General features: G+C 44.5%; 17 protein-coding genes. 7 read left to right on the top strand and 10 right to left on the bottom strand.

What is annotated here, in order from left to right:
- Nucleotides 1-126: 126 nt before the first annotated feature.
- The 3 genes from V144x_RS14790 to V144x_RS14780 all read right to left on the bottom strand — a co-directional run bounded on the left by V144x_RS14790 (nucleotide 127) and on the right by V144x_RS14780 (nucleotide 4,859).
- The gene (locus V144x_RS14790) at nucleotides 127-1,482 is read right to left on the bottom strand and encodes an outer membrane protein assembly factor BamB family protein (RefSeq protein WP_144985910.1); all 1,356 of its coding nucleotides are present in this window, start codon (nucleotides 1,480-1,482) and stop codon (nucleotides 127-129) included.
- 192 nt (nucleotides 1,483-1,674) lie between these two features.
- Nucleotides 1,675-3,687, bottom strand: a complete 2,013-nt coding sequence (gene asnB, locus V144x_RS14785) for an asparagine synthase (glutamine-hydrolyzing) (protein ID WP_144985909.1) — start codon at nucleotides 3,685-3,687, stop codon at nucleotides 1,675-1,677.
- 56 nt (nucleotides 3,688-3,743) lie between these two features.
- Nucleotides 3,744-4,859 carry a glycosyltransferase gene (locus V144x_RS14780; protein ID WP_232102532.1) on the bottom strand — a complete coding sequence of 372 codons (1,116 nt, stop codon included), beginning with the start codon at nucleotides 4,857-4,859 and terminating at the stop codon, nucleotides 3,744-3,746.
- A 158-nt stretch (nucleotides 4,860-5,017) separates the two neighbouring features.
- On the opposite strand from V144x_RS14780, the gene V144x_RS14775 reads away from it, so the two are divergent.
- The 3 genes from V144x_RS14775 to V144x_RS14765 all read left to right on the top strand — a co-directional run bounded on the left by V144x_RS14775 (nucleotide 5,018) and on the right by V144x_RS14765 (nucleotide 7,474).
- The gene (locus V144x_RS14775; protein WP_144985907.1) at nucleotides 5,018-5,557 is read left to right on the top strand and encodes an O-acetyl-ADP-ribose deacetylase; all 540 of its coding nucleotides are present in this window, start codon (nucleotides 5,018-5,020) and stop codon (nucleotides 5,555-5,557) included.
- A 4-nt stretch (nucleotides 5,558-5,561) separates the two neighbouring features.
- The gene (locus V144x_RS14770; RefSeq protein ID WP_144985906.1) at nucleotides 5,562-6,437 is read left to right on the top strand and encodes an alpha/beta fold hydrolase; all 876 of its coding nucleotides are present in this window, start codon (nucleotides 5,562-5,564) and stop codon (nucleotides 6,435-6,437) included.
- 95 nt (nucleotides 6,438-6,532) lie between these two features.
- Nucleotides 6,533-7,474: a YdjY domain-containing protein gene (locus V144x_RS14765; RefSeq protein WP_197998436.1), complete on the top strand. Its 942-nt coding sequence runs from the start codon at nucleotides 6,533-6,535 to the stop codon at nucleotides 7,472-7,474.
- 4 nt (nucleotides 7,475-7,478) lie between these two features.
- Here the strand turns inward: V144x_RS14765 and V144x_RS14760 are convergent, their stop codons facing one another.
- Nucleotides 7,479-8,429 carry a sugar phosphate isomerase/epimerase family protein gene (locus tag V144x_RS14760; RefSeq protein ID WP_144985905.1) on the bottom strand — a complete coding sequence of 317 codons (951 nt, stop codon included), beginning with the start codon at nucleotides 8,427-8,429 and terminating at the stop codon, nucleotides 7,479-7,481.
- Between the two features lie 612 nt (nucleotides 8,430-9,041).
- Here V144x_RS14760 and V144x_RS14755 point away from each other — a divergent pair.
- Nucleotides 9,042-10,091: a DUF1571 domain-containing protein gene (locus V144x_RS14755; protein ID WP_197998435.1), complete on the top strand. Its 1,050-nt coding sequence runs from the start codon at nucleotides 9,042-9,044 to the stop codon at nucleotides 10,089-10,091.
- A gap of 52 nt (nucleotides 10,092-10,143) precedes the next feature.
- On the opposite strand, the gene hemQ is transcribed toward V144x_RS14755, so the two are convergent.
- On the bottom strand, nucleotides 10,144-10,986 hold the full coding sequence (gene hemQ / locus V144x_RS14750) for a hydrogen peroxide-dependent heme synthase (protein ID WP_232102531.1): 843 nt from the start codon (nucleotides 10,984-10,986) through the stop codon (nucleotides 10,144-10,146).
- A gap of 159 nt (nucleotides 10,987-11,145) precedes the next feature.
- Nucleotides 11,146-13,269 (bottom strand): alpha/beta hydrolase family protein, encoded by a 2,124-nt coding sequence (locus V144x_RS14745; RefSeq protein ID WP_197998434.1) that lies wholly within the window; start codon nucleotides 13,267-13,269, stop codon nucleotides 11,146-11,148.
- Between the two features lie 315 nt (nucleotides 13,270-13,584).
- Here V144x_RS14745 and V144x_RS14740 point away from each other — a divergent pair, with 315 nt between their 5' ends.
- On the top strand, nucleotides 13,585-15,447 hold the full coding sequence (locus tag V144x_RS14740; protein ID WP_144985903.1) for an AAA family ATPase: 1,863 nt from the start codon (nucleotides 13,585-13,587) through the stop codon (nucleotides 15,445-15,447).
- Between the two features lie 85 nt (nucleotides 15,448-15,532).
- On the opposite strand, the gene galE is transcribed toward V144x_RS14740, so the two are convergent.
- Entirely contained in the window at nucleotides 15,533-16,564 is a 1,032-nt protein-coding gene (gene galE / locus V144x_RS14735; RefSeq protein ID WP_144985902.1) for a UDP-glucose 4-epimerase GalE, read from the bottom strand.
- A 160-nt stretch (nucleotides 16,565-16,724) separates the two neighbouring features.
- Between galE and V144x_RS14730 the strand changes: the two genes are divergently transcribed.
- Nucleotides 16,725-18,164: an acyltransferase family protein gene (locus tag V144x_RS14730; RefSeq protein WP_144985901.1), complete on the top strand. Its 1,440-nt coding sequence runs from the start codon at nucleotides 16,725-16,727 to the stop codon at nucleotides 18,162-18,164.
- 131 nt (nucleotides 18,165-18,295) lie between these two features.
- A complete protein-coding gene (queF, locus tag V144x_RS14725; protein ID WP_144985900.1) occupies nucleotides 18,296-18,664 on the top strand; it encodes a preQ(1) synthase in 369 nt (122 codons plus the stop codon).
- Here the strand turns inward: queF and V144x_RS14720 are convergent.
- The 3 genes from V144x_RS14720 to V144x_RS14710 form a co-directional block, all read right to left on the bottom strand.
- Nucleotides 18,661-19,533, bottom strand: a complete 873-nt coding sequence (locus tag V144x_RS14720) for a GntR family transcriptional regulator (protein ID WP_232102530.1) — start codon at nucleotides 19,531-19,533, stop codon at nucleotides 18,661-18,663. The genes queF and V144x_RS14720 overlap by 4 nt on opposite strands.
- 865 nt (nucleotides 19,534-20,398) lie before the next feature.
- On the bottom strand, nucleotides 20,399-21,859 hold the full coding sequence (locus V144x_RS14715) for a DUF1501 domain-containing protein (protein WP_144985899.1): 1,461 nt from the start codon (nucleotides 21,857-21,859) through the stop codon (nucleotides 20,399-20,401).
- A gap of 33 nt (nucleotides 21,860-21,892) precedes the next feature.
- Nucleotides 21,893-25,081, bottom strand: a complete 3,189-nt coding sequence (locus tag V144x_RS14710; RefSeq protein WP_144985898.1) for a DUF1553 domain-containing protein — start codon at nucleotides 25,079-25,081, stop codon at nucleotides 21,893-21,895.
- Between the last annotated feature and the right edge of the window lie 60 nt (nucleotides 25,082-25,141).

Raw genomic sequence — 25,141 nt, 5'->3', positions numbered from 1 at the left:
GACTTACCAGATCAGGCCAATTAAAGATACGCAACTTGTATTTAGAATGTTTGTTAGATTTCTCGAAAAGCCTGAATGGTATATTATAGACTTAGAGAGAAATTTTATAGGCCACCCCGATTGCTTTTATTGGGATTCGTCAGTTGGCAACTCATAAGCAACTAATTTTGTGTTACTGCGTGCATAAATACGGTTCTCGGCATACGCAGGATGGGCCCAGGTTTCCCCGATTAGATTTGTACGAGCCAATTCTTTGTAGCCCGCAGGCGTTAATTCCGCCAAAATCAGATCTCCCGCTGAATTGAGAACCAATGCTCGCGATGATTGATTGAGCCACACCAGCGTCGCCTGAGGATTTCTACTATTACCTGGAGTCATCTTTTTCCCATCATCCCAGATCTTTTTGCCGGTTTGATACTCAAAACAGGTCAGACCAAACTGTTTATCAAGCAAATAGGCATAACCATCCTTATAAAGTGGTTGTGACATCAGCCCACGTAATTTACGGCGATCTTCCCATTTTAGCTTAGCCTCCTGCGGTAGTCGCCCCAGTTGAATTGCCTTAGATCCTTCCCAATAACCGGCGACAAAAATGAGCCCCTCTTTTTCAATAGGGCTAGCAATGGCTACGCCGTAAGTCACTTTGTAAGGAACTGACCATAAGTGTTGTCCTGTCTGAGGAGAGACACTGTGAATGTGGTTGGGAGACCAGACGATCAGATGATCGTGGCCTTGATGTTGCACTAAAAGGGGAGTCGCATAGCCTGCCTGATCCGACAGTGCTCGCCAGCGTTCTCGCCCTGTTTGTCGATCAAGCGCGATAATCGCGGTACCCTGCTCTTCTCCACCGGGCATCAGAATGACGTGCTTACCGATGATGTAAGGAGCCGCTGAGTAACCCCATTGGGGAACTTTGCCACCAAAATCGTTAACAAGATGTGATTTCCAGATCACATCACCCGTTGCTGCTGAAAGGCAAAACACATCCCCCATCGTTCCTAATGTGTAAACAAATCTATCAATCACCGTCGGGGCGACGCGCGGTCCATTGCCATAATCCAACTTGTTGTATTCACTAGGATATTCATACGACCAAATTTTTTGACCGGAAAGAGCATCAAAGCATAGAACTCTTTCAATATCTTTCCGCTGGATGCGATGGCTATGAATGCCTTCTGCCTTTTTTTGTTCTTCTCTTGAAACAGCAGGGCGATCCATGACATAAAGTCGCCTTCCTGATACGGATATTCCACCATAACCGCCACCGATATCACGTTCCCATAATTTCTTGAGCCCCTCCTGGGCCCAAACTGTTTTAATGGGAGGGCCATTCCATGTGCCGTCTCCGCGTGGACCGCGCCATTGTGGCCATTCTTCATATTTGACAGTAGTTTTGTTTGTACTTTGAACGTCTTTTCTAATCTGACTTATAGCAGGTTTAGCAATCAGCACCAAAAGTATGAGAGTGAATAAGTAACGCATCGTGGTCTCGTGATTGGCAGGTATTATGTGGGAGGGAAGACTTTAGATTAACACAACTGCTTCTATTTTATGCTGCTGAATGATTGAGAGCCAGATAGGGATTAGCTGATTCAGTAAAAATAATCGTCAATTTCGACTACAAGATTTCTTGATTAGTGAAATGCCTGATCAAAACAGATAACTAAATTTTACTTACGTCAAGACAGTTTCAGGAAAATGATCGGGAATTGAAACCGGATCGATAAATGTTTGAAACCACATTTCTAATACAAGTAGTGACCATAGTCGCGCACTATGATCCCATTGCAGGGTGAGATGTTCGTTAATAAGCTGTTCGACTTTAAGTGGATTGAAGATCTGTCGATCTTTGGCGCGTTGATCCAGGAGTACATCGAACAATAATGGTTTCAATTCGTTACGGAACCATTCATTGAGTGGTACACCAAACCCCATTTTTTTTCGAGTCTGAATGGATTCCGGCAGGAGATCTGAAAAGGTATCTGTCAGAATTTTTTTCCCCCGTCCTTTTTCCATTTTTAATTCTAAAGGCATAGCGGCTGCAAGCTCAGCAACATGATGGTCCAAAAACGGACTGCGACATTCCAGACTATGCGCCATGCTGGCAATATCGACTTTTGTTAGAATATCGCAAGGTAGATAACTGAGTACATCAGTTGCTGTAGTCCGAGTAACAAAATCGCGATCGCAGCAAAGTTGATATGCTTTGAGTAGAAATTGATCTGTGTCAAATGTTCCCAATTGTGCGCGAAATGCCGGGGAATACATTTCAAAACGTCGTTCTGTATCAAATATACCAACCCATTTCAAGTAGCGACGTTCGGGAGGGACTGCTAAACCTGCAAGAAATCGTTTCACGCGACGGCGAAACGATTTTTGTTCGACGGATGCAGGTAATCTTTGCCACAATGATGCCGTCATCATTTTTTTAATCATTGTTGGCAGACAATCAAACCATTGTGAGAGCGCGACGGCACGATATCGGTCATAACCAGCAAAGAGTTCATCACCTCCGTCGCCAGACAAGGCAACGGTCACTTCCTGGCGTGTTACTTTCGAGAGATACATTGTCGGAATCGCACTGCTATCGGCGAAAGGTTCATCATAATGCCAGGCCAGTTGGGGCAGCATTTCTAATGCTTCGGGCTCAACGATATATTCATGATGCTCAGTTCCCAATAGTTCGGCTGCTTTTCGTGCATAGTGCCGTTCATCAAATTGTTTTACTGGAAAGCCAATGGAAAATGTATGCACGGGACGATCAGACATCTTCTGCATCAACCCGGCTATGATAGTAGAATCGATGCCGCCAGACAGAAAGGCTCCTAAAGGCACATCACTCCGCATACGAATTTTCACCGATTCCGTTAATGTATCTCGTAGTGCCTTGGACCATTGATGTGATGTTCGAAACTGGAAGTTTGGATTCGACCCTGGATTCTGATAAGGAGGCGTCCAATAGCGTTCAACTGTTAGTTTTCCCTGTTCATAAACGGCACAATGAGCGGGGGGAAGTTTTTGATAACCTTTCAAAATTGACCAGGGGTGTGGTACATATTGATAAGCTAGATATAAGTCGATCGCGTTGGCATCAACGGCTCTACTTGCATCGGGCATTTGCAGTAACGATTTCAGTTCGCTAGCAAAGCTGAGGCTACCGGCTTGTTCTCTATAAAAGAGAGGCTTCTGCCCGATGCGATCGCGTGCTAAAAAAAGGCGTTCACGACGTTCTTCCCAGATAGCAAAGGCGAACATGCCTCGTAAACGTTCTACACAAGCAGTCCCCTGCTCTTCATATAAATGGACGATGACTTCCGTGTCAGTTTCTGTTTGGAATTGATGCCCCTGTTGGACAAGTTCTTTTCGAAGTTCCACGTAATTGTAAATTTCGCCATTGAAGACGATCCAGACAGAACCATCTTCATTAGACAGCGGTTGATGTCCCGTTCCCAGATCGATAATGGAAAGTCGACGATGTCCTAGAGCTGCTCCGACATCTGAGGCAGGGTTGAAGTCTACATAGGCACTTTCATCACTAAATAAGAATGATTTACCGGAAACATTGGAATGATAGCCGCCCGCATCATCGGGACCACGATGCTCGAGCACATTGGTCATCCGCTTTAGCACATCTGGCAAGATATTTTTTTCCCGTGTTGTCCACGCGGTTCCGGTGATTCCACACATGAATTTGGTTCTAACTGGTAGTTGAAGAAACAAGGAGAAGCAAACAGAGGCGGTGACTATTTGAGCACTTCACGATAAAGAGCAGCGTATCCTTGTACCATTTTATCGATACTGAATTCTTCTTGCATCCTTTTTTGCGAAGCACTTGCCATTTCTTTAGCCAGCTGTGAGTTTGCGAGTATGCGTTCCGCATATTGTGCAAATCCGGTGCAATCACCAACAGAGGTTAAAAAACCGGTTTTGCCGTGTAATACCAACTCGCGGTTGGGTTGAATATCACTAGCAATGACTGGAATTCCATATGACATCGCCTCCATAATACTGTTAGATTGACCTTCGAAATCACTGGCTAGCAGAAATATTTCAAATAAAGGAAGCAATTTACTCACATCGTTACGATGTCCTAAGAAGCGTACATTGGGAGTCACCGTATATTTGTGAGCTAATTGTTCTAATTTTGCTCGTTCGGGACCATCGCCTATGACAAGTAAAATGACGTTTTCATTCATTTGTCTTAATAATTCCACAGCCCAGAGCAGATCTTCGACCCGTTTCTGTCGAGCCAGCCGGCCGACAAAAGCAATCAAACGAGCATTCTCGGGTAAATTTTGCTCCTTAAACAATTGGCTTCGGGTTGTTTCACAAACTATGCTATTGGCACTAGGGATGCCGTTATGGACGACTCGCAAAATTGATTCCGGGACACCTTTTTCGCGGTAAAAGTCGATTACACCTTGAGAATTACCTACCAGTAACGAAGTCTGAGGAAGTAAGCTGCGATCTACTTTGTGTTGCCAATTACTTTTCCAGGAATCAATACAACGTTCAGAAACGATCACTTTCGGGCGTTTTTGTGAAGACGGTAGGTGTTTGACAGCCATCCTGCCATAAGAATTCGCAGCAAATAACCACGTATGGAGTATGTCTGGTTGCTGACTCTGTAACGTTTTTTTTAAGGCCCGATAAGCAAACGGGTCAAATCTGAAACGCTTATTCAAGATCGTCACGGGAATCTGGTTTTCTTTGAGTAGACGCTCATAGGCCCCCCCTCTTGTCAGAGCAATCACCTGTACTTCAAATTCATCACGCGGCAATGTGGTCGCTAGCAAAGCAAGTTGTTTTTCGGCACCAGATTGATCAAGAGTAGGAATGAGAAGGCTGACTTTTATCACGGTGTTATGATTCGCAATCGTTGCATGGATGTGTTTTAGAGTGCCCTTTGAACAGAGCCCCTGATATTTTATACTGTCTGTAGTATTTTCAACTAAACAAAAAACATCAAGATCTGTTTTTTGGCGTTTTGAGATTCTCTATCATAGATCGTGAACCTATGATCGTACAGTTTGGCTCTGCCCGTATTGAGTTAGTTCTGGGAGATATTACAACTCAGCAGTTGGATATCATTGTCAATGCTGCAAATTCTCAGTTGGCCGGTGGTGGAGGCGTTGATGGCGCAATTCATGATGCTGCAGGACCTGAAATTATGAAAGAGCTAAGGCAACGTTATCCCGATGGTTGCCCTACAGGTAGTGCCGTTGTGACTTCAGGCGGAAAATTGACATCTCAGTATATCTTCCATGCGGTCGGGCCAATCTGGCAGGGTGGTAGCAAAAAAGAGAGTCAATTACTCGAGTCAGCTTACCAAACATGTCTTTCTCTGGCTGAGAAGCATCAGTGTAAAACATTAGCTTTTCCATCAATCAGTACTGGCGTTTATCGTTATCCGTTGGACTTAGCGGCTGAAATTGCATTACGAACTGTGGCAATGAAATTGGAATCATCCGATGAATTAGAATTGGTTCGGTTTGTACTGTTTGATCAGGGGACTTTCGGTGGTTATGCGCGTGTTTTAGAAACGATGCTCGTTTAAAATTATGACCGATCCTCTAATACAAGAATTTGTCACTTCAGATAATTATCGCTTGCAGGGACGTGTCTGGTCACCTTCCGCAGAGCCGCCAAACGGAACACTGGTTGTTTTACATGGTATTCAGAGTCACTCTGGATGGTATGAATATTCTTGTAGAAAATTATGTGATGATGGTTACCAGATTTGTTTTTTTGATCGCCGCGGCTCGGGCTTAAACTCTAGTGAGAGAGGACATGCCTCACATTGGCAGCGTTTAGTAAATGATGTGATTCAACTGCTGACAAAAAGACGTTCGCAACAAAAACATTCAAATCATAAGGGGCCACTCATTCTGCAAGCGATGAGTTGGGGAGCGAAATTGGCAGTAGTCGTCGCCGCATTACGGCCTGATTTAATTGATGGACTCGCGTTACTTTATCCTGGAATTAAATCATTTGTCAAACCAACGGCGTTTCAAACTATTCAACTGAAACTTGCTAAACAAATCGGAATCAATCGGAAACAGATTGAAATTCCATTAAAAGAGCCTGCTTTATTCACAGGTGAAGAGAGCTACCAGGAGTTTATCAAAAATGATCCTCTGGCATTACATCAAGTCACGGTATCGTTTCTTCTTGCAAACTGGGAGTTAGATCGATTAGTAGATCAAGCAGCAGAACGCATTAAGTGCCCCGTACTCTTTATGCTTTCAGGGCAGGACCAGATTGTCGATAATGCTGCTACCGAAGCCTATTTTGAGAGATTTCCGACTCGCCAAAAAAAGATGGTTCAATATCCTAATGCACGACACACTCTGGAATTTGAACCAAATCGCGACCAGATTGTTACTGATTATGTGGATTGGTTGACAGATCTCATTTCTTCACAGAAGATCTCCTAATTCTTGCTGATTTGGTACAGACATATACACCAAACCACATAGAATACTAGTGTGTAAAAGAGGCACTCTTAATCTCGAATTATTTGGAAAGATCAATGAAACAGTTTAGTTCTTCATGGTTGCCATGTCTGGTAGTGATGTCTGGTTTAACGACCATGCAATATCTTAATGCTGCTGATCCCGTCAAAAAGAATACTCCCAAAGCAAATTCAGAATCCAAAAAGAAAACAAATAAACAAGATGACGGTCTAGTCGCCCTTAATAAACAAAAGACCGTACTTCTGGATCTGGAAGGCAAACGTTTGTTATTAAGGACAAAAGTTTGCCTCCAGGAAGGCGTATTGGAGATGTTGTGTTGCAAAAAACAGACCAAGGAGCACGAATCAATCCTTTCGATTGATTCAAGCGCAAAGGCCATTCATGCAGGTTTAATTGCTATTGGAGCCAAGGTTGGGACTCCTGTTAAATTTAGTCCGAAGTTCCAGCCTCCTAAGGGACAGAAATTGAGTATTTTCCTGCAGTGGAAAGATAAACAAGGTAAGTTGCACCGTGAGCCTGCCCAGAGTTGGGTTCGTACTGCAACGAATCGTTATTTCACAGCCAAACTTGATCAGCTCCCTGAAGGAGTGGTCATCGATAAAAAAAGTGAGCTACGATATGATGAGAAATACAAGGAGCTGATTTGGTTTGGGCAGATGTCCAAAAAAGAACGAGATGCCTTCCTTGCTAAATCGAGACAGAAACAGTTTCGAGCTGCAATTAACAAGTTCTATGATGAAAGCCAACCTCGGACGATGAAAGCAGACTGGATTTTTGCAGGTAGCGGTTTTTCAACAGACGAAGCAACTGGGGAAAAATATTACCATGCAGAAAGTGGAGACTTAATCTGTGTTGCCAACTTTCCAACTGCAATCATCGATGTCAATATCGCCAGTTCGGCATCGGGTGAAGGAAATCTTCTATTCGAAGCCAATCAGGCTAAAATTCCCCCGCGCGGAACTCCAGTTACAATTGAAATCTCTCTCGCTAAAAAATAGTTGCCTAATTAATCAAGGCAAAGGCTTTTTTCATCGCAATCGCGGTCGCGGAAACTGCCTGATCGGCGGGCAACTTTCTGAGTGCTGCATTAAATGGTTCAGCACGCACAGGACCATCATATCCTATGCTGTTGAGTGTATTTAGGAATGTTGAAAGATCAATCACATCTGTTGCCATTGGTAACTCGCGTTTTTGATCAATCTGCTCATCAACTTCTAGTCCTGCAGGAGCATCATTCAAGTCAACGGCAACTATCTCGGCATTGCTTAAAGTCATTAAATCTGCTTTGGTTTCATGGGCTGTGTACCAGTGCCAACTATCCAGGATCAGACCTACTCCTTTGATATTGATAGCAGAAATCAATTCTTTTGTTTCCAGCATCGAATGAATAAACGGGAACTTTTGGCTCGACCATAAGGTTTTGGGGCCTACATATTCCAGTCCGAAGCGTAATCCATGATCTGACAGTATCCGTGAGATTTGTTTTAAGCGGCGTGTATGTTGTTTGAAGTTCGCATTGTAGGTAAGTTCAGCATGTGTTGGCATCAGCCATGTTCCAATTCGGGTAACACCCGCACGTTGTAGAGCAGCAGCAGAATTGGGAAGTGACTTCAAACCCTCCTTGAACTTTGATTCATCCTTACGAAAGTCGACTGGCATACCAGCTGCACTAAAAACCAGATTTTTACTCTGCATTTCTGATTTCAGTTTCGACAGTTCATTTTCAGAAAGTCGAGCAAGGTAACCTGCATCGGGAACGACCGCTTCAAAACCATATTGCTGAGCATATTCGATGGCTTGCCTTTGATTGGCTTTAACACCGATACGACCACAGGAGAGATCCAGTTTCATCGCTCGCTCTCTTCCGAGAGATGCCAAGGTAAGATTGCCCAAAGAACCTGCAAACAAGGTAGCATATGCGTATTTGATAAACGAACGCCGATCTAAGGACATGAAATTCACCTTCATTTCTTAATGCAAACGATTTCCAATGGAATCAAAACTAAAGAATACGGATGTTCTAAAAACTTATTTGTGAGAATAACCCTTAAGTGATTATAAATGAATGTTTTAGAAAAATAAAACCTGGAATGAAATTTCTAATGTGTGAGTTGACTTTGGGAGCACAATTACAAAAACAGAAATTAGATCAATCTGGTGTTTTGAGTTGAGTTTGCGGGTTTCATCTAATCTGAACCCATACTGAATTGAGAAATGTTCTGATTAAAAGCTTACATAAGATTCTCTCATATAGACCTACTGTAAATGACGAATTTTTAGGAATAGCTATCCTGAATTCATCTAAGTACGTGTTCAGCAATGAGGCTGAACTAGTCTGATGTCTTGAGTGGGCCAGAAAAGGTGGCAACGAAGTTATTCTCTCTATCAGAAAATATTGAGAAGAATTAGACATTGATTCGACTTTTTCAGGCTTAAAAGAACATAAAACCTTATGAAATCAAACATTTGTCAGACACACAAAGGGATTTCCGTGTGCTGGCCACATCATATCACAACGACGGGCAAGCCCGGTTTACGTCTTTTCACGGATGAATGGATCTCGTTATGGAGAGCCAGTTCAGACAAGACGGTGCCTTGCATTTTCTTATTGAAAAGGGACGGTACCGCATGATGCGCATGCTAAAAAATAGATCAAAACACCATTTTTCGAATATGTTGGCTTCGGCTATCTTTTCGGCGGCGATCGGAATCCTTTATTTTAGTTATGATCCTTCTCCTGCAGATGCTGATCCTAATGACACTGGTGTAGTTGCAAGCAAGCCAGTTCCCATTCCCGTCATAGCTTATAAACCAACACATCAGGCTGAATCAGGACTGAATATCAATTCGAAAAAGGGAAATTCGAAACCTCAACAGAATGGGACTTTGACGGGCCGCATGGCACTGTTAATGAACCTACTATTATTAGAAAAAGGATGTCGTTATCTGGAGACTGTTCCCGATTACACAACAACATTTTCGAAGCAGGAATTCCTAGGTGGTGAACTGTCGGAAAACCAGGTTATTAATCTGAAATGTCGTCATAAACCATTTAGTGTTTATATGAAATGGGTCGTGGGTGACAAAGGGCAGGAATTACTTTATGTCGATGGCGAAAATGATCAAAAAATGCTTGTTAAAATGGGAGGGTTAAAAGGCCGATTGGTACCAACCTTAAAACTTGACCCCCACGGTTCTCTGGCTTTAAAAGAATCTCGACATCCAATTACGAAGGCCGGAATCAAAGCTCTGGCTGAAACAATCATTCATTTTCGTAAAAAAGACCTTGATGAAAATCTTAATACGGAATGTGTCATGCTGACCGATCAAAAGTTTGACGGGAAAGACTGCTATTGCTTTATTGCTCATTTTGCTAACGCAAAAGAGTCAGAAACTTATCGTAAGTCTGTCGTTTATATTGATCAAAAAACTTGTCTGCCAGTTTTTGTCAGAGGATATGGTTGGCCAACAGATGGTCTGGCGAGTGCATCTCCAGAGGAACTGGATGAACAGACCCTGATTGAGTCTTATTCATTCACAAACATTAATATGAAATCAGAGCTGGCAACGACAGACTTCAGCAAAACAAATAAGAACTATCGCTTTCGCAGATAAGCAAAAGTGTTTTTAATAGATTGATTGAGTACAAATCGCCCGTCTTGAACATTCATAGTTTGAGATGGGCGATTGCTTCTTCCGGAGGCATGATATAGCTCAAATAAAACGGTCCGAACTCCGCATATTTAGCGGAAGCTTTGTCAAATCGCATTGTATAAACAATTTCCTTAATTGGTTCTGGTGCGCGACCCCATAAGCTAACTCCCCATTCCCAATCATCGAATCCTGTAGACGCTGTGATGACCTGCACGACCCGTCCTGCGAATTTCATCCCACTAATACCATGTTCCGCCATCATGTTGTAACGGTTACTGAACTGCTCCATATACCAGTTTGCTCCGGGTACACGTGATTTATTCATTGGATAAAATGTGTAGACAGGAAAGTCCGGAAACTCCGGATAGATTCGCTGTTGATTCATGGCCGGCAGCCGACCTTCATAGGCTTTCAGTTTCGCCTGAAATGCAGGACTTTCCGGATCAGCCCCTTCCTGCTGGAGTTTGGCTGCATATTGATCCAAAGTCGGTACATACTCTGAAATTTCCGTGATAGAAACAAATGAATAAGTTGGTATCAACGCTGGACCAAGACCCGAAGCACGGATTCCCTGTTTAATACTGTCATTTTTGATGGGATCGGGATCCATAATCAAAATATGCAAATCTGCTTTATGGCCAGAAACAACCGAAGTTTGCAGGCGAATCGGGGCGTCTTCACGTTCAGGATTCAGTAGCGAAGCGAGGGCTTCACGTCCGGCAGCACGAGTGCTTTGATCTATTTGATTTAGTTTGTTTTGATCAACACGGTAGTACAAATGGAGACAATGCCAGCCTTCCGTCATCTCCATTGTGGGATTAGGAAGCGGAGCAGAAGTATGTTGAGGACGATTCACGTCGAGTCACCTTGTTAAATAGAAATGGAGAGTTATTCATCAATGATTATCACTCGTCTCATATAGTTGAGTAAGTGATCTTCAGTGATTATAGCTGAGAAACAGAAATGAGCAAACTCAGTCGTAGTATCGGATTTTGAATTCAATTTCGTTTTCTGTTTATTTTTCGCTGATTTGAAGCTGTTTCTTGTCCCAGCTTAGTTTGTGGCCGACCTTCTCAGGATACTTCCAATCCACCGTATTCACAAAATTTAGCTTAACTGGACAGCGACTGGCTGCCATCGCAACGGTCTGTGGTAGATCTAGAAACCTTAGCACATTCAACAAGGCAGGACCGATATGATGTGAAGATGGTACTCCTTTTAGATCCAGTTCATCGACACCGTTTTCAAAAAGTGATGCATAAAGACACAACGCAGCAGCATCTCCACTGGCTTTCAGTATTAGAGCGGACTTTGATACTTCTGACTGTGCTTTCACTTCCTGGATGGCTCGGCGGATATCCCAGATTTGCATTCCTTCCAATGATTGACCTAATAAATAGAACCGACGTCTGATCTGAACTTGTTTTCGATTGTCAGGATTCCAACTGCTCAATCCAACACCTCGTGGTGCAAAAAATGCGACGGCAGTTTTTTGGTCAATCACCTTTTGACGTAGTTTTTGATAGATTTTTGGTGAAGTCGTGGACTCTGAATTCTCTTGAAATGATTTTGGAAAATCAGGAGCCAGCACCTGTGTGATGTCCTCCCATTCAGATTGACTCAGGACGTTCAGTATGACTTCTTTGATACCGTCTTCTGGGAGTGTTTCTGGAAGAATGAGATACAATTTTAATGGTACATGCTTTTGACTGTCAAAAGAAATCGTTTTCAGGCAAAGGCCATTTTTAATCGATGTTTCTACTTTGGCTTTGATTGTAAAATCATTTTTCTTCGGCCAGGCACGGAAGGTTTTTTGCAGTAGTTGATCTTTCCACTTAGCTATTATCTGTTCCCACTGCTGTGTATCTTCTGGTACAGGAAACGAGTTGGAGGCCTGTTTGACAAACGTATTTTGTATGCTCGTATTCTTTTGATCTTTGGGGAGTGTTTTAAAAACCTGAAGTTCTTCCGGAGTGTGGAACTTTGTTGCCGCCATTTCGATCAGTGAATCATCACCTTTAAGAAAATGATTGAACCAGTGAAAAGCGTGAATTCGTAATTCCTGTGTATCTTTGTGGGGACCTTCTGTAATTTGTAGGCCGAGATTTTCAGGTACACCATATAATTCGTAAATCTGCATTGTATTACGATAAACGTCAACAACCCCATCGAGAGGAAAAATACTATCTTTATCGGTATTGGAAATCAATAAAGGGCGCGGCGCGACCAATGCAGCCACCTGAGCATAGTCCCATTGATAGGTATTAACCATAAACATACAGTCGCAGTGTCCTTCGACGGCCCCATCGATCACATAGTTCTTGAGATTTGTGATGCCGGCAACAGGAACCGCAGCTTTGATTCGCTCATCCAGAGCGGCAATCCACCAGCTATAAGCACCACCACCGGAGCGACCGGTGACTCCCAGTTTCTCGCCATCGACTTCAGGCCGGGACTGAAGATAATCTAATGCGCGAATGCAGTTCCAGGCCTCGACTCCGGCCGGGGTATAGCCACGAGAGAGCCACCACCACATCCCTTCTCTGTAAGTTCCGTGATGCAAACCTTCAATTTCTCCCAGTTGTAAGGTATCAATTGTCAGACAGACATAGCCGTTTCTGGCAAACCACTCACCATGATGCTGATAATGCACTTTATTGCCGTAGCTGATGCCATTTTTCTTAACACCTCCATGACCGCACACATAGAGAATCGCAGGTAATTTCTTGTCTTGTTTGAGAGGTCGATAGAGATTCCCTGTGACATACAGACCGGGGCGTGACTGAAATGTGAGATTTTCCACGATGAAACCATCACTGGTGATGCGATTTGTAATCTCTGGTTTGAGGTCTGTCTTGGGAGGCAATGGAGACAGCCCCAACATTTCGAAAAGCTGTTTACGATAAGTAACTCGTTTTCTTTCCCAGGTTTTTAAGTTTTTAATATCCTTCAAGCTTTGATTGGCTAGTTGCATGGTGTGATAGCGAAAATAGTCACTCAATTGCTGATCTGCCTCTGTCGTTCCAATAATTTTTCGTCGTTCCTGAACAGGATTCGCTGCTTGAGACGAGGAAGTTTGCAAAATGAAGGCTGACAAAATCAATAAAAATAACATTTGGTAGCAGCGTTTTTGAGTCATTGTCATTCCTGTTGTATGCAGAGGCAGGATACTGAGGAGGGTAAATTCAGTAATAACACTTCTATTTTATCAGGTTGATTGTCCTCTGTCAGTTAAATCATTGTGAATCTATTAAATACCAAACATTTTCTGATTTGATCCGCGTGCGAATGAATGTCAAATCAGCCTTTTTATAGTGAATCAAGCAAAGCCTGGTGAACCAACAGTAATAAGAATTCGTCTATAAGGTAGGATGGTTCGTTTTTCAGCGGTTTGGTTTTCTGAGCTGAAGAAGGAATTACATCATCAAGAAAATCATAAACCAAGGAAATCCCAATGTCTAAGCAAGCAAAAAATCTGAAAGAAGTTCTCAACAAATGGTTGGAACGCGATCTGACGAATGAGGCAGAGACGGGAAAATTGTCTCCCGTTTTTCTGATGGATAACCTTGTTTGTGATGTCATTGATGTTTTGAATGCCGGTCGTTTTCCGATCTTGTATGGCGGTTCAGGGGTTGGGAAATCTTCTGTAATTCACAAACTCGTGTTACTGTCCCTTGCAGGGAAAGGCCCTGCCTCGTTTGAGAAGGCGCGTGTCTTGAAATTGTCTTTTAAAAGGGCTTTGGCGAGCTTGAAAAAAGACGACCAATTACGTGGCGAATTTCAAAAACTCTTGGAATTGCTTTTAGAAACAGACGAAAAAATCATTCCTGTCTTCTCTGATACGGAAGTGATGGATGACTATTATCTCCAGCCGCTTTTACAGGCGTACGCTTATCAAACAGAACGTCCCTTACTTGCAGAAGGAAATCGTGCCAGTGTGGAAGCGATGTTTGAAAACTATCCTGATCTGGAGAGCCACTTTGTAGCCTTGAAAGTGGATGAGCCTGATTTGGCCACAGCCCGTTCGATTGTTAGTCTCTGGTCTGAAAATCAATTCAAATCAGAACGAGTGCGATTTACTGAATCGGCCCAGGAAGAAGCGTTGTTATTGACACACCGTTTCCTCTCACGGTTGAATATGCCTCGTAAGGTACTGGATCTGTTAAGTCAGGTGAAAGTGGTTCGCAGTAAAGCGAAAAAAGTTAATGAAAAAGATGTAATTAACCGTTTTCATCAGGTACATAAAGTTCCCCTGGCGCTGATTGATCCCGATTTACCATTAAATTTGAAACAGGTGCGGGAACAATTCGCTTCGGTAGTTTTGGGACAAGATCAAGCTGTAGACGCAGTCGTAAGGATGATTGGAATTATCAAAGCAGGATTGAGTGATGTACGGCGTCCTTTGGGGGCGTTTCTGTTTGCTGGACCAACGGGGGTTGGTAAAACCCACATTGCCCAAAGATTGTCGCAATATCTGCTGGGACGGCCCGAGAGTATGGTCCGTTTGAATATGGCAGATTATCAGTCAGAAGTTGCCGCCGTGACGCTATTTGGAGATCCTGAAGCGTATGCCTTGTCTAAGAGACAAGGGCTACTGACTCAGCGTTTACAGGGGCAGTCTTTTACTGTGTTGTTATTGGATGAATTCGAGAAGTGCTCTCCCCTGGTTTTAGACCGATTTATGCAGTTGATCGATGAAGGTTGTTTCATTAATGGAACTGGTGAATCGGTTTCCTGTCGTTCGACAGTAATCATTGCGACAACCAATGCGGGCGCAGAACTATATCGTAAAAGTATGATCGGTTTTTCTGAAGGATTTTCTTCAAAACAGGAAGTAGAACAGGCGGTTCATCGTCGTCTTGTCGAATACTTTCGTTTCGAGTTTTTGAATCGATTTGATGAGATCGTGTACTTTCATTCGCTAAACGCAGTCGATATTCGCGCGATTGCAGAGTGTGAATTGAATCTATTGCAAAATCGGATTGGATTGAAACGAAAACAGTTGAAGATTCAAGCGGATCGTGACATTCTCGATTGGCTGGCTGCGAAGGGATACGATCCCTATTTTGGAGCACGTTTTTTACGACGTACGATAGAACGGTTTGTGACACCAGTAATTTCTGATGTTATAAACTCAGAGTTTCCCGAAAAAGACAGCACGCTACATTTAACATTTGAAAAGCAACGTGTTGTGGTACGTTTTGAAAAACAGCGAGAAGGAATAGCCAACCGCAGTAAGACTGATGCAATTGCCGGTGATAAAATAGCCGACAAAATTACAACGCATAGGAATGAACGGACAACAACCGCTGTCTAAGATCAGTAAGAATTAGCAGGTCACGTAAGTATACGTGGCCTGCTGATTTGAACGGCAAAACAATTTTTACCTGGGAAAAAGTAAATCAAGCATCGTCCCTTAATTCCTTTTCTGAATTAGAGTCTGTTTGGGTCTGATACCCGTGAGGGTGGCTTTGAAACCAATCCCAAGCAGTTTGGATAATGTCGTTCAAAGATGTATATTTTGGAGACCAACCTAGTTCCTTGCTGATTTTTTCATTTGAAGCTGCCAGGATTGGAGGATCTCCAGGGCGACGAGGACGGTACTCTACCGGAATTTTACACCCAGTCACCTGCTCTGTCGTTTTAACGACTTCTAGTACCGAATACCCATGACCGAGCCCAATATTGTAAAAACGATTTACATTTGGTTCTAATGCATTTAAAGCCAAAAGATGTGCTGCACAGATATCTTCCACATGAATATAGTCGCGGATACAGGTTCCATCTTCGGTCGGATAACCATTGCCGAGAATCGTGACCTGTGATTGTTGTCCCAATGCAGTATTCAGACAATTGGGAATTAAATGTGTTTCTGGCATATGGTCTTCGCCAAGCGAGCCATCATGGGCACAACCGGCAACATTGAAATAGCGCAGGCCAATAAAACCAAAGTTAGGATCACTGTGTGCACAGTCACTCAAAATTTGTTCGATAAATAATTTTGACCAGCCATAGGGATTAATGGGGCTCTGTGGACTCTCTTCGGTGACTGGAATGTTTGCAGGAATTCCATATGTAGCACATGAGGAACTAAATACAATCTGACTGACTTGTGAATGCTGCATAGCGCGCAGAAGAGAGAGAGTACCAGCTGTATTGTTGGTATAGTATGGCAACGGACTTTTAACCGATTCCCCCACATAGGCTAGCGCAGCAAAGTGAATCACTTTTTCAATATGCTGAGATTTCATAATTTCGGTTAAACGTTCTGTTTCCAATAGATCAAGTTGAAAAAAAGAAGCTTGAGGCGAAACTGCCTCTCGATGACCACGCGAGAGGTTATCGATCACACAGACCTTATGTCCCGTTGAAATGAGCTGCTGAACACAATGTGAGCCAATATAACCTGCTCCACCTGTTACAAGTATGGTCATCGAGTTTTTCCGAAAATCAAAGAGAAGAAAAGAGATTAAGAATAATGATTTACGCTGAAAACCAAAAACAGTACCATAAAGGTGGCTTTCAGAACGAGAGTCATCAAAAATATTCCTTTCAAGTGATACAATAGCTTCTATTTCGTCATCGGTAAATCAGATGTCTCAAAATACTCCGAATTTCGGATCACAAAAATCAGAAACGATTCCTTTGCAGAAAACTTCAGAACCGGAGCCACAAAAAGAAGCGGATGTCAATTCGAACAGCGCGAAAAAGACGAAGCAAGATCCTAATAAACGTCTTGTATCACTCGACGCTTATCGTGGCTTTGTCATGCTGGCGATGGCCTCTAGTGGCCTGGCAGTGGCTAGTGTCGTGAGCCGTCACCCTGAAATACTAGATCAGTATCAGGGAACACAATGGGAGAACTCCTGGAAATGGATGTGGCAGACTCTGGCTTACCAATTGAGCCACGTTCCCTGGACGGGGACCGCGTTCTGGGATCTGATCCAACCTTCGTTTATGTTTATGGTGGGGGTTTCAATGCCCTTCTCTTTCAGAAAGCGTAAGCAAAAAGGAAATTCGGCGTTTCGTATCTGGATGCATGCGATTTTTCGAGCAGTCTTGCTTGTCGTGTTGGGAGTCTTCTTATCTTCGAAGTCAGGCCCCCAGATCAATTTTACATTTGCCAATGTGCTGTGTCAGATAGGGATGGGTTATCTTGTTGTATTCTTTTATGTGAATCGTTCTTTCCTGACCCAAATGATGGGGGTCGTCACGATTTTGGGAGGGTACTGGTTTTTCTTTTATCAATATGTACCCCAAGAACAGGAATTGGCAGACTTAAAAGCGTATTTACAGGAAGTGAAACAGAAAGACGATTCGGAATGGACACAGTTTTCAGGGATTGGCAGTGCCTGGAATAAGCATACGAATGCGGCTGCTGCCGTGGACCGACAGTTTCTAAATCAGTTTCCCCGCTATGAAAAACCATTTCGAGAACAGAAATTCTGGGCCAACATGGGAGGCTACCAAACATTCAACTTCATTCCTTCCATCGCCACGATGTTATTTGGCTTAATGGCGGGGCAGCTTCTGATTTCGTCACGCAAAGAAAGCATGAAAGTCAAATGGTTATTGCAAGCAGGCTTAATCTGCTTTGGAATCTCGATGATCCTGGACACGTCGATCTGGCCGGTGAATATTAACAACTGGGAATGGCACCTGTCTCCCATTGTGAAACGCATCTGGTCTCCCGGGTGGGCGATTTTCAGTGCCGGTTGGGCGTTCTGGTTTCTGGCGGTGTTCTATTGGATTATCGATGTGAAAGGCTACAAAAAGTGGGCGTTTCCGTTTGTAGTTGTGGGGATGAATTCTATCGCCATGTATTGTATGGCCCAACTGATCCGGCCTTGGATTCAGAAATCACTCAAGATTCATTTGACAACGCTTGATGCTGCCACCGGCTGGACAGTCACCAATTCATTGTATGGTTCTGATTGCCCTTATACACCGATTGCCCTTTCCGCAACCGTTTTGTTTATCCTTTGGCTAATTTGTCTGTGGATGTATCTTCAGAAAATCTTCATCAAGATTTGATGCAATTTGACCAAAACAGACTTGGAGTGCTTGCATGAACTTGGAGATCGCTATAGAACACGATGAGTCTGCCGTGAAACTTGCTGTTACCACCTCACAATCTAAATATTAATTACTACAGAAAATTCATCATGAGCGAAACAGAATCTTTTCGTCATCTTCTGGAAACATTCGAAAACCCTTATCCGAATCGTGATTACGTGATGGAAACGGTTTGTCCCGAATTCACATCGATGTGCCCTAAAACAGGCCAGCCTGACTTTGGAACATTGATCATTTCTTATATTCCGGATCAAGTCTGCTTTGAACTCAAGTCATTAAAGCTCTATCTGCAAAGCTATCGTAATGTTGGTGCTTTTTATGAAGATGTGACGAATCGTATTCTTGACGACTTGATTGCTGTGACCGATCCTCGCTGGATTGAACTACGAGCCGACTTTACTCCGCGCGGTGGCATTAGCAGCAGCATAACGGCATCGCATCAAAAAGAGGAAGATTAGTTGTTTTTGGGTTTCAATTGTGACAAAACCGGATGATTACTGCGCAAGTGGAATTCCAGTTCAGATCGAGCGGTAATCCAATCTTCCTCTATTAGTGCGTTAAGAATTCGCTGATGCTGCTGGATCTCCTGAATCGCAGCTTCACGATCATTCGATTCCCACAGAAAGAGCAGGTCGAAATAGCGACCATGCCGATCAAAGAAGTTGATGATGTAATAATTGTCTGATTGTTTAATCAAATATTCGTGCAGACTGTTATCAATCTGCAATGGCTCTTCATCAGATTGAGGTACGCAGTTCCTTTCCAGGATCTTTTGTAAGACTTGCTTGTCAAGGGTTTCTTTCGACAGTTCAAGCGCTTTTAATTCTAATACCACCCGTACGTCAAGAAATGCATCCAGGTCATGCTGGTTGAAAGGCCGCAACTTCCAGCCGCGACGCGGAACATGTTCGAGTACCCCATCTCCCGCCAGCCGATTGAAAACATTACGTAAGGTTGTACGACTGATTCCATATTTTTGGGCAGATGCCGCTTCGCGGAGATAAAGCGATTCCCCTTTCAGGCTCATCTGTAATAGATCTTCAGAAATCCGCTTGAATTGATCTTCAGGAGGAATCGGTCGCGGTGTTCCTGCTGCAGTTTGTGCGGTTCCGATTTTCTCTTTGTTGACACACAAACGCCGATTTTTCTCTCGATAAAGATAACCTTCTTCGATTAACTCATTCACGGCGTGGTAGATTGGTGTGACGCTGACTTGATAATGACCGGAGAGCCCAGCCAGCGTTAGCGATTCCGGTGGCAATTCCTCGCGTGAAAGCCGGGAAATCAAATCCTCTTTAATGTAGTTCGTCAGTGTCAAAATCTGCATAGTGCCCCTCAGTATTAATTACATTTGGGCATTTTATATGATATTGGCGACAATGTAAACTGATGAGCTGGACTACGAAGTAACGCATCCGTAAAGCGTTGGTCAGGAAACCGAATTCACTCGTGCGCATTTCTGCAGTGATCAGCAAGTGGTCATCGGGCTCATCTGCCCTCCACTCTTGAAAAAAAATGTCGATATTCACATTGACGGGTGGCTCCCGTTTTCGAAACTCTTAATTTCTGCGTCGCGCGCGCGAGGCAGTGAAATTTTGCGGGTGAATTTCTGCCCCCCTGCAATTTTCAGCACTATAAAAACCCCTGAAAAGAGACGAATTTCAGAGACCGACACCAAAACCACTTCAGGGTGTGCAGTATGGAGAACCCCGTTTCGGATCATTTTCAACAAAAAACAGAGAGCTAAAACATGTCGTTTTACCATACCCGAGACAAAACTGCGCAAATCTGCTTTCCGAGATCGTGATGCAATCAAGAAAAATACTGAGTCAACCAAAATCCAATAGACTACAACCACAGCCTGCTCCCTATTAACGAGACAACACTTATACAATCCAGAATAAACAGCACGGGGAAAAGCAGCGTAAGAAATATCTCAGGTAAAAACCGCACATGGCCCTCCGCCTGAAAGACACCCTCATAAAAGATGCGCCCTCGTATTATACTGCAAAGCAGGAAACCAACCGCAGATGAACATCGTGAATTACAAAACCAAAGACGGATCACTCTCTCACGCGTTCCATTGATTGGCGAGGGTTCATAATCGGTAAGTTTGTCACCACTGATGATAAATCATCAGTGACACACGACATCTAATCTTTTAACTGATTTTGAATTGAATGTCGTTCTGGTCATACCAGGATCTTGTCGAGCACAGTGCCGTGCACATCAGTCAAACGATAGTCGCGGCCCTGGTGTTTGTAGATGAGGCGTTCGTGGTTGAATCCCAGGCAGTGTAACATCGTCGCATTGAGATCGTGAACGTGGACGGGGTCTTTGGCGACGTTGTAACAGAAATCATCGGTTTCACCATAAGAGATACCGGGCTTGATGCCGCCACCTGCCATCCACATGGAGAAGCAGCGGCCATGATGATCCCGCCCGTAATCGGTGGATGTCAGTTTTCCCTGACTGTAAATTGTGCGGCCGAATTCGCCACCCCAGACGATTAGAGTGTCATCGAGCAAGCCACGTTGTTTTAAGTCTGTGATCAACGCGCTGGTGGGCTGATCAATGTCGCCACACTGGAGTCGGATATCACTGGGTAGATTGTAATGTTGATCCCAGCCACGATGATAGAGTTGAATGAACCGTACACCCCGCTCTGCCATTTTGCGGGCTAATAAGCAATTGGCGGCGTAAGTCCCCGGTTTGCGGGATTCTTCTCCATACGCCTTGAAAGTCTGGTCTGTCTCTTCAGAAAGGTCAATCAGGTCGGGTACGGAAGTCTGCATCCGATAAGCCATCTCGTATTGGGCAATTCTAGTCCGTATTTCGGGGTCGCGGTATTCTTCGAACTGGCGTTGATTAAGTTTCGACAGTCCATCCAGCATGCGGCGTCTACTCGCGGCATCAATTCCGGGAGGATTGGAAAGGTAGAGCACGGGATCGCCGCTTTGTCGAAAGTTGACTCCCTGATGATTTGAGGGCAAAAAACCGGTACCCCACAAGCGAGCATACAAAGGGTCCGCGGGACGTGAGGCACTGCCACGGGAGATGAGCACGACAAAAGAGGGCAAGTTTTGATTCTCGCTGCCTAAGCCATAACTCGACCAGGCGCCAAAGCTGGGGCGTCCCGGTTGTTGATGGCCGGTTTGCATCAGTGTGACCGCGGGATCATGATTGATGGCTTCGGTATGCATCGATTTAATCACACAAACATCATCGACGACTTTCGAAAAATGCGGTAAGGCATCGCTGACCCAGGTGCCACTTTCGCCATGTTGTTTGAATTTGAATTGATTCGGAGCCGCAATCGGAAATGATTTCTGTCCCGATGTCATGCCGGTCAGACGTTGGTTGCCTCGAACGGAATCGGGGAGCGGTGAGGTATTAAGGTCTTTCAAACGCGGTTTATAGTCGAACATTTCCATCTGGGATGGACCGCCGTGCATGAAGAGATAGATGACACGTTTCGCTTTGGCGGGAAAATGGGGACCTTCTAACTCACCTGGGTTCGACTTTGATTCATTGGCGAACAACGCGGGATTCAAGAGTGAACCGAGGGCAGCGGCTCCAATTCCTGTCGCATTGCGACGAAAGAAATGGCGTCGTGTGAGTTCCTGTTGTAGTTCTGCATGGTCAATGTGCATGACGACTTCCTGATTCATTTGTCTTGTCGCGGATTAATTTTTGGTAACCGTTTCATCCATATTGAAGATCGTGCTGGTCAAGATTGTCCAGGCAGCCAATTCAGTAGGGGAAACCGTTTTGTCAACGGGAGCTTCTCCAACGCCAATTAATTTTAAGGCGGCAGGTTGATTCTTCTTAAAGACCTGCCGTTGTTGATTCAGAATGGTAGTTAATATTTGTTGTTCCTGTTGGCTTGGCGGACGACTGGTGGCTGACCGAAATGCAAATTGAACTCGAGCCGCCTGGGAGTCGTGTTGCTTTAATGTCTTTTCTGCCAAGATGCGAGCCGCTTCTACATAAGTTGGATCATTGAGCAGCACCAGTGCCTGCAGCGGTGTATTCGTGCGAGGACGACGAACCGTACAGGTTTCACGCGTGGGTGCATCAAAGGCCATTAAAGCAGGAGGCGGACTTTGACGTTTCCAGTATGTATACATGCTTCTGCGATACAAGGCGTCACCTTTGTCTTGCTTGTACTTCAATTCTCCATCATAGGAAACCGCCTCCCAAAGCCCGGCTGGCTGATACGGTTTCACGCTCGGCCCCCCCTGCTTCGGACTGAGTAAACCACTGATTTTGAGTGCGTTGTCGCGGACGGTTTCCGCGTCCAATCGAAATCGGGGACCACGGGCCAGTAGTCGGTTTTCGGGATCATGTTCGTAGAGCACGTCGGTCACATGTGACGATTGTTGATAGGTGGCTGAGAGCACAATCTGTTTGACGAGACGTTTGACATCCCAGCCGTTTTCCTGAAAGTCAACCGCCAACCAGTCAAGTAGTTCCGGATGGCTGGGCCATTCTCCCTGCGAGCCAAAGTCTTCGACTGTCTTGACTAAACCGGTACTAAAAAGTTGCTGCCAGACACGATTCACAAAAACACGCGCTGTAAGCGGATGCTTTGGACTTGTCAGCCATTTTGCCAGTCCCAGTCGATTCGATGGCAGGCTTGATTTGAATTCAGGCAATGCGGCGGGAACGTTGGCGGTTACTTTTTCACCGTGTGCATTATAGACGCCACGTACCAAAATGAAGGTGTCGCGTTTCTTTTTGTTTTCCTGCATCACCATTGTCGTGGGCATGTTTTTTTGTAGTGAGGTCAGTTTTCGACGCATGCTTTTGAGTTGTTGTTCCGCTTTCCGCGATTCGTCTGAAGCAGCCGTCTTGAGGAAAAACGCATGTAAGTCCTCTTTCTGCCTTGCAGTTCGTTTTTTGGCCGGTACTGTGACGGTGCTGTTCAGAAACTGGTAGGTGGCGAGTTGATTTGCTTCGGCAGCGGTTAACGTTCGACCATAAATGCGCACATCATCCACAAATCCCTTATAGAAGGCACTTGTGCTGCGACGTCCAATGCGTAACGGTTCACTAGTCGCGATACTGCCGGTCAGACGATCAAAGGGAGCTTTCGTTTGTTGTGCTTCACCATTCAGGTAAATGCGGACGCCCTTGGCTTTCGAAGAACCATCGTATGTCACAAGCAGATGCTGCCAGCGACCGGTGCTGATGGAGTTGGTTGTCACGACTTGAATGGCGTTGGAATTCCATTTGTTGATGAAATGGACCCCCAATTTACCTTTACGTAACATGATGTCGAAACCCCTTAAATGATTTCGATCATCATTTTTGGAAAGAATACAAATGGGTCCACCCGAAGATGGTTTGATCCAGGCGGCCACCGAAAATGGAGTGTCGCGCTCAATTGTGAGTGGTGCATCGATTTCGAGAAGTGATCCGCCGTCAAATTTTACCGCTTTGCCTTTGACGCCAGCGACTGACTGGGGCTTACCAACAGATTTAACACTGGTATCGGAATTGTTTTTATTCTGTTTGAATTCATCCAGAGGAAAATGGTGGAGCAAGCCATCATCTGACGGTGGAGTGAGGTTAGTTAAAATCGTTTGTTCCCACTTTGCCTGTTTTTGATTCAATTCCTGTTTGCGCTGTTGATGTTGTTTTTCGAGTACCGCAATCTGTTTTTTATGCTGTTCTATCCGCTTCTGTATTTCGGGGTCCGGAACTTGAATCAATGGCACGGCATTACCGGCAGTGCCTGTATTCCCTCTTTCCGGGCTGTTATTGAAAAACGCAAAGAATTGATAGAATTCTCTTTGCGAAATCGGATCAAACTTATGGTCGTGGCAGCGGGCACAACCCATGGTGAGTCCCATCCAGACGGTCGAAGTCGCATCGAGCCGATCAACCACGTATTCGACACGGTATTCTTCATCGATGACTCCCGTTTCGCGAGTCGTCATGTGATTGCGATTGAAGCCGGTCGCGATCATTTGGCTGAGCGATGGTTTGGGTAACAAGTCACCCGCCAGTTGTTCCACTGTGAATTGATCAAACGGCATATTCTGATTGAAGGCATTGATCACCCAGTCGCGCCAGTGCCACATGTACCATTCTTCATCGGTGAAGTAGCCACTGGTATCTGCATAGCGAGCTGCATCCAACCAATAACGGGCCATGTGCTCGCCATAATGGGGAGATTTGAGTAATCGATCGACGAGTTTTTCCGTTGCATTCGGGGAATCGTCGTTGAGAAACGTATCGAGTTCTTTTAATGTCGGAGGCAAGCCAGTCAGGTCCAGAAAGAGACGCCGACAAAGCGTCGTTTTTGATGCGCGGGGATTGGGAGACAACTTTTCCTGTTCCAAACGCGCAAGAATAAAATGGTCCATTGGCTTTCGAGCCCAGCCTTGGTTTTTGACCGTAGGGAGTTCAGGGCGACTTGGTGCAATGAATGACCAGTGCTTCTGATAAGGGGCTCCCTGCTCGATCCAACGTTGAATGAGCTCCATTTCCTGTTGCGAAAGTTCTTTTCCGGAATCTTCCGGTGGCATTTTGTCCGCTGAGTCCGATGACAGAATACGTTTGAGTAATTCACTCTGCTGAGGCTGCTTGAGGTCAATAATGTGATAATCATCACGAGGTTTCAGTACATCGCGTTGATCATCTAAACGAAGTTCGGCCTCGCGAGTTGATGCATCGGGGCCATGGCAATGCAGACATTTATCGGAAAGAATCGGACGGATATCGCGGTTAAATTTAATACGTTTCGTCTGTTGTTTTTTATTTGGTTCTGCCCAACTCAATTTTGCAGAGAAACTAAACCCCGCAATGATGAGGGACGAAATGCAGAACAGACTCAGCAGGCGTGGTTTACGTACCGTATCAAACATAGGTCAGCTCTTAACGGAATGGAGGGATGCAGGTTGGATCTCGGCTAATATTTAAGATAG

The sequence above is a fragment of the Gimesia aquarii genome, assembly GCF_007748195.1.
Taxonomy (GTDB): domain Bacteria; phylum Planctomycetota; class Planctomycetia; order Planctomycetales; family Planctomycetaceae; genus Gimesia; species Gimesia aquarii.
This window is presented reverse-complemented; position numbering and strand designations above follow the sequence as displayed.

Bases quoted from the DNA above. Each gene is read 5' to 3' on its own strand.
- V144x_RS14760 (WP_144985905.1), bottom strand. From the start codon at position 8,429: ATGTCCTTAGATCGGCGTTCGTTTATCAAATACGCATATGCTACCTTG.
- queF (WP_144985900.1), top strand. From the start codon at position 18,296: ATGAGCGAAACAGAATCTTTTCGTCATCTTCTGGAAACATTCGAAAAC.
- asnB (WP_144985909.1), bottom strand. From the start codon at position 3,687: ATGTGTGGAATCACCGGAACCGCGTGGACAACACGGGAAAAAAATATC.
- V144x_RS14710 (WP_144985898.1), bottom strand. From the start codon at position 25,081: ATGTTTGATACGGTACGTAAACCACGCCTGCTGAGTCTGTTCTGCATT.
- V144x_RS14770 (WP_144985906.1), top strand. From the start codon at position 5,562: ATGACCGATCCTCTAATACAAGAATTTGTCACTTCAGATAATTATCGC.
- V144x_RS14720 (WP_232102530.1), bottom strand. From the start codon at position 19,533: ATGCAGATTTTGACACTGACGAACTACATTAAAGAGGATTTGATTTCC.
- galE (WP_144985902.1), bottom strand. From the start codon at position 16,564: ATGACCATACTTGTAACAGGTGGAGCAGGTTATATTGGCTCACATTGT.
- V144x_RS14775 (WP_144985907.1), top strand. From the start codon at position 5,018: ATGATCGTACAGTTTGGCTCTGCCCGTATTGAGTTAGTTCTGGGAGAT.
- V144x_RS14790 (WP_144985910.1), bottom strand. From the start codon at position 1,482: ATGCGTTACTTATTCACTCTCATACTTTTGGTGCTGATTGCTAAACCT.
- V144x_RS14715 (WP_144985899.1), bottom strand. From the start codon at position 21,859: ATGCACATTGACCATGCAGAACTACAACAGGAACTCACACGACGCCAT.
- V144x_RS14740 (WP_144985903.1), top strand. From the start codon at position 13,585: ATGTCTAAGCAAGCAAAAAATCTGAAAGAAGTTCTCAACAAATGGTTG.
- V144x_RS14765 (WP_197998436.1), top strand. From the start codon at position 6,533: ATGAAACAGTTTAGTTCTTCATGGTTGCCATGTCTGGTAGTGATGTCT.
- V144x_RS14755 (WP_197998435.1), top strand. From the start codon at position 9,042: ATGGAGAGCCAGTTCAGACAAGACGGTGCCTTGCATTTTCTTATTGAA.
- V144x_RS14745 (WP_197998434.1), bottom strand. From the start codon at position 13,269: ATGACTCAAAAACGCTGCTACCAAATGTTATTTTTATTGATTTTGTCA.
- V144x_RS14730 (WP_144985901.1), top strand. From the start codon at position 16,725: ATGTCTCAAAATACTCCGAATTTCGGATCACAAAAATCAGAAACGATT.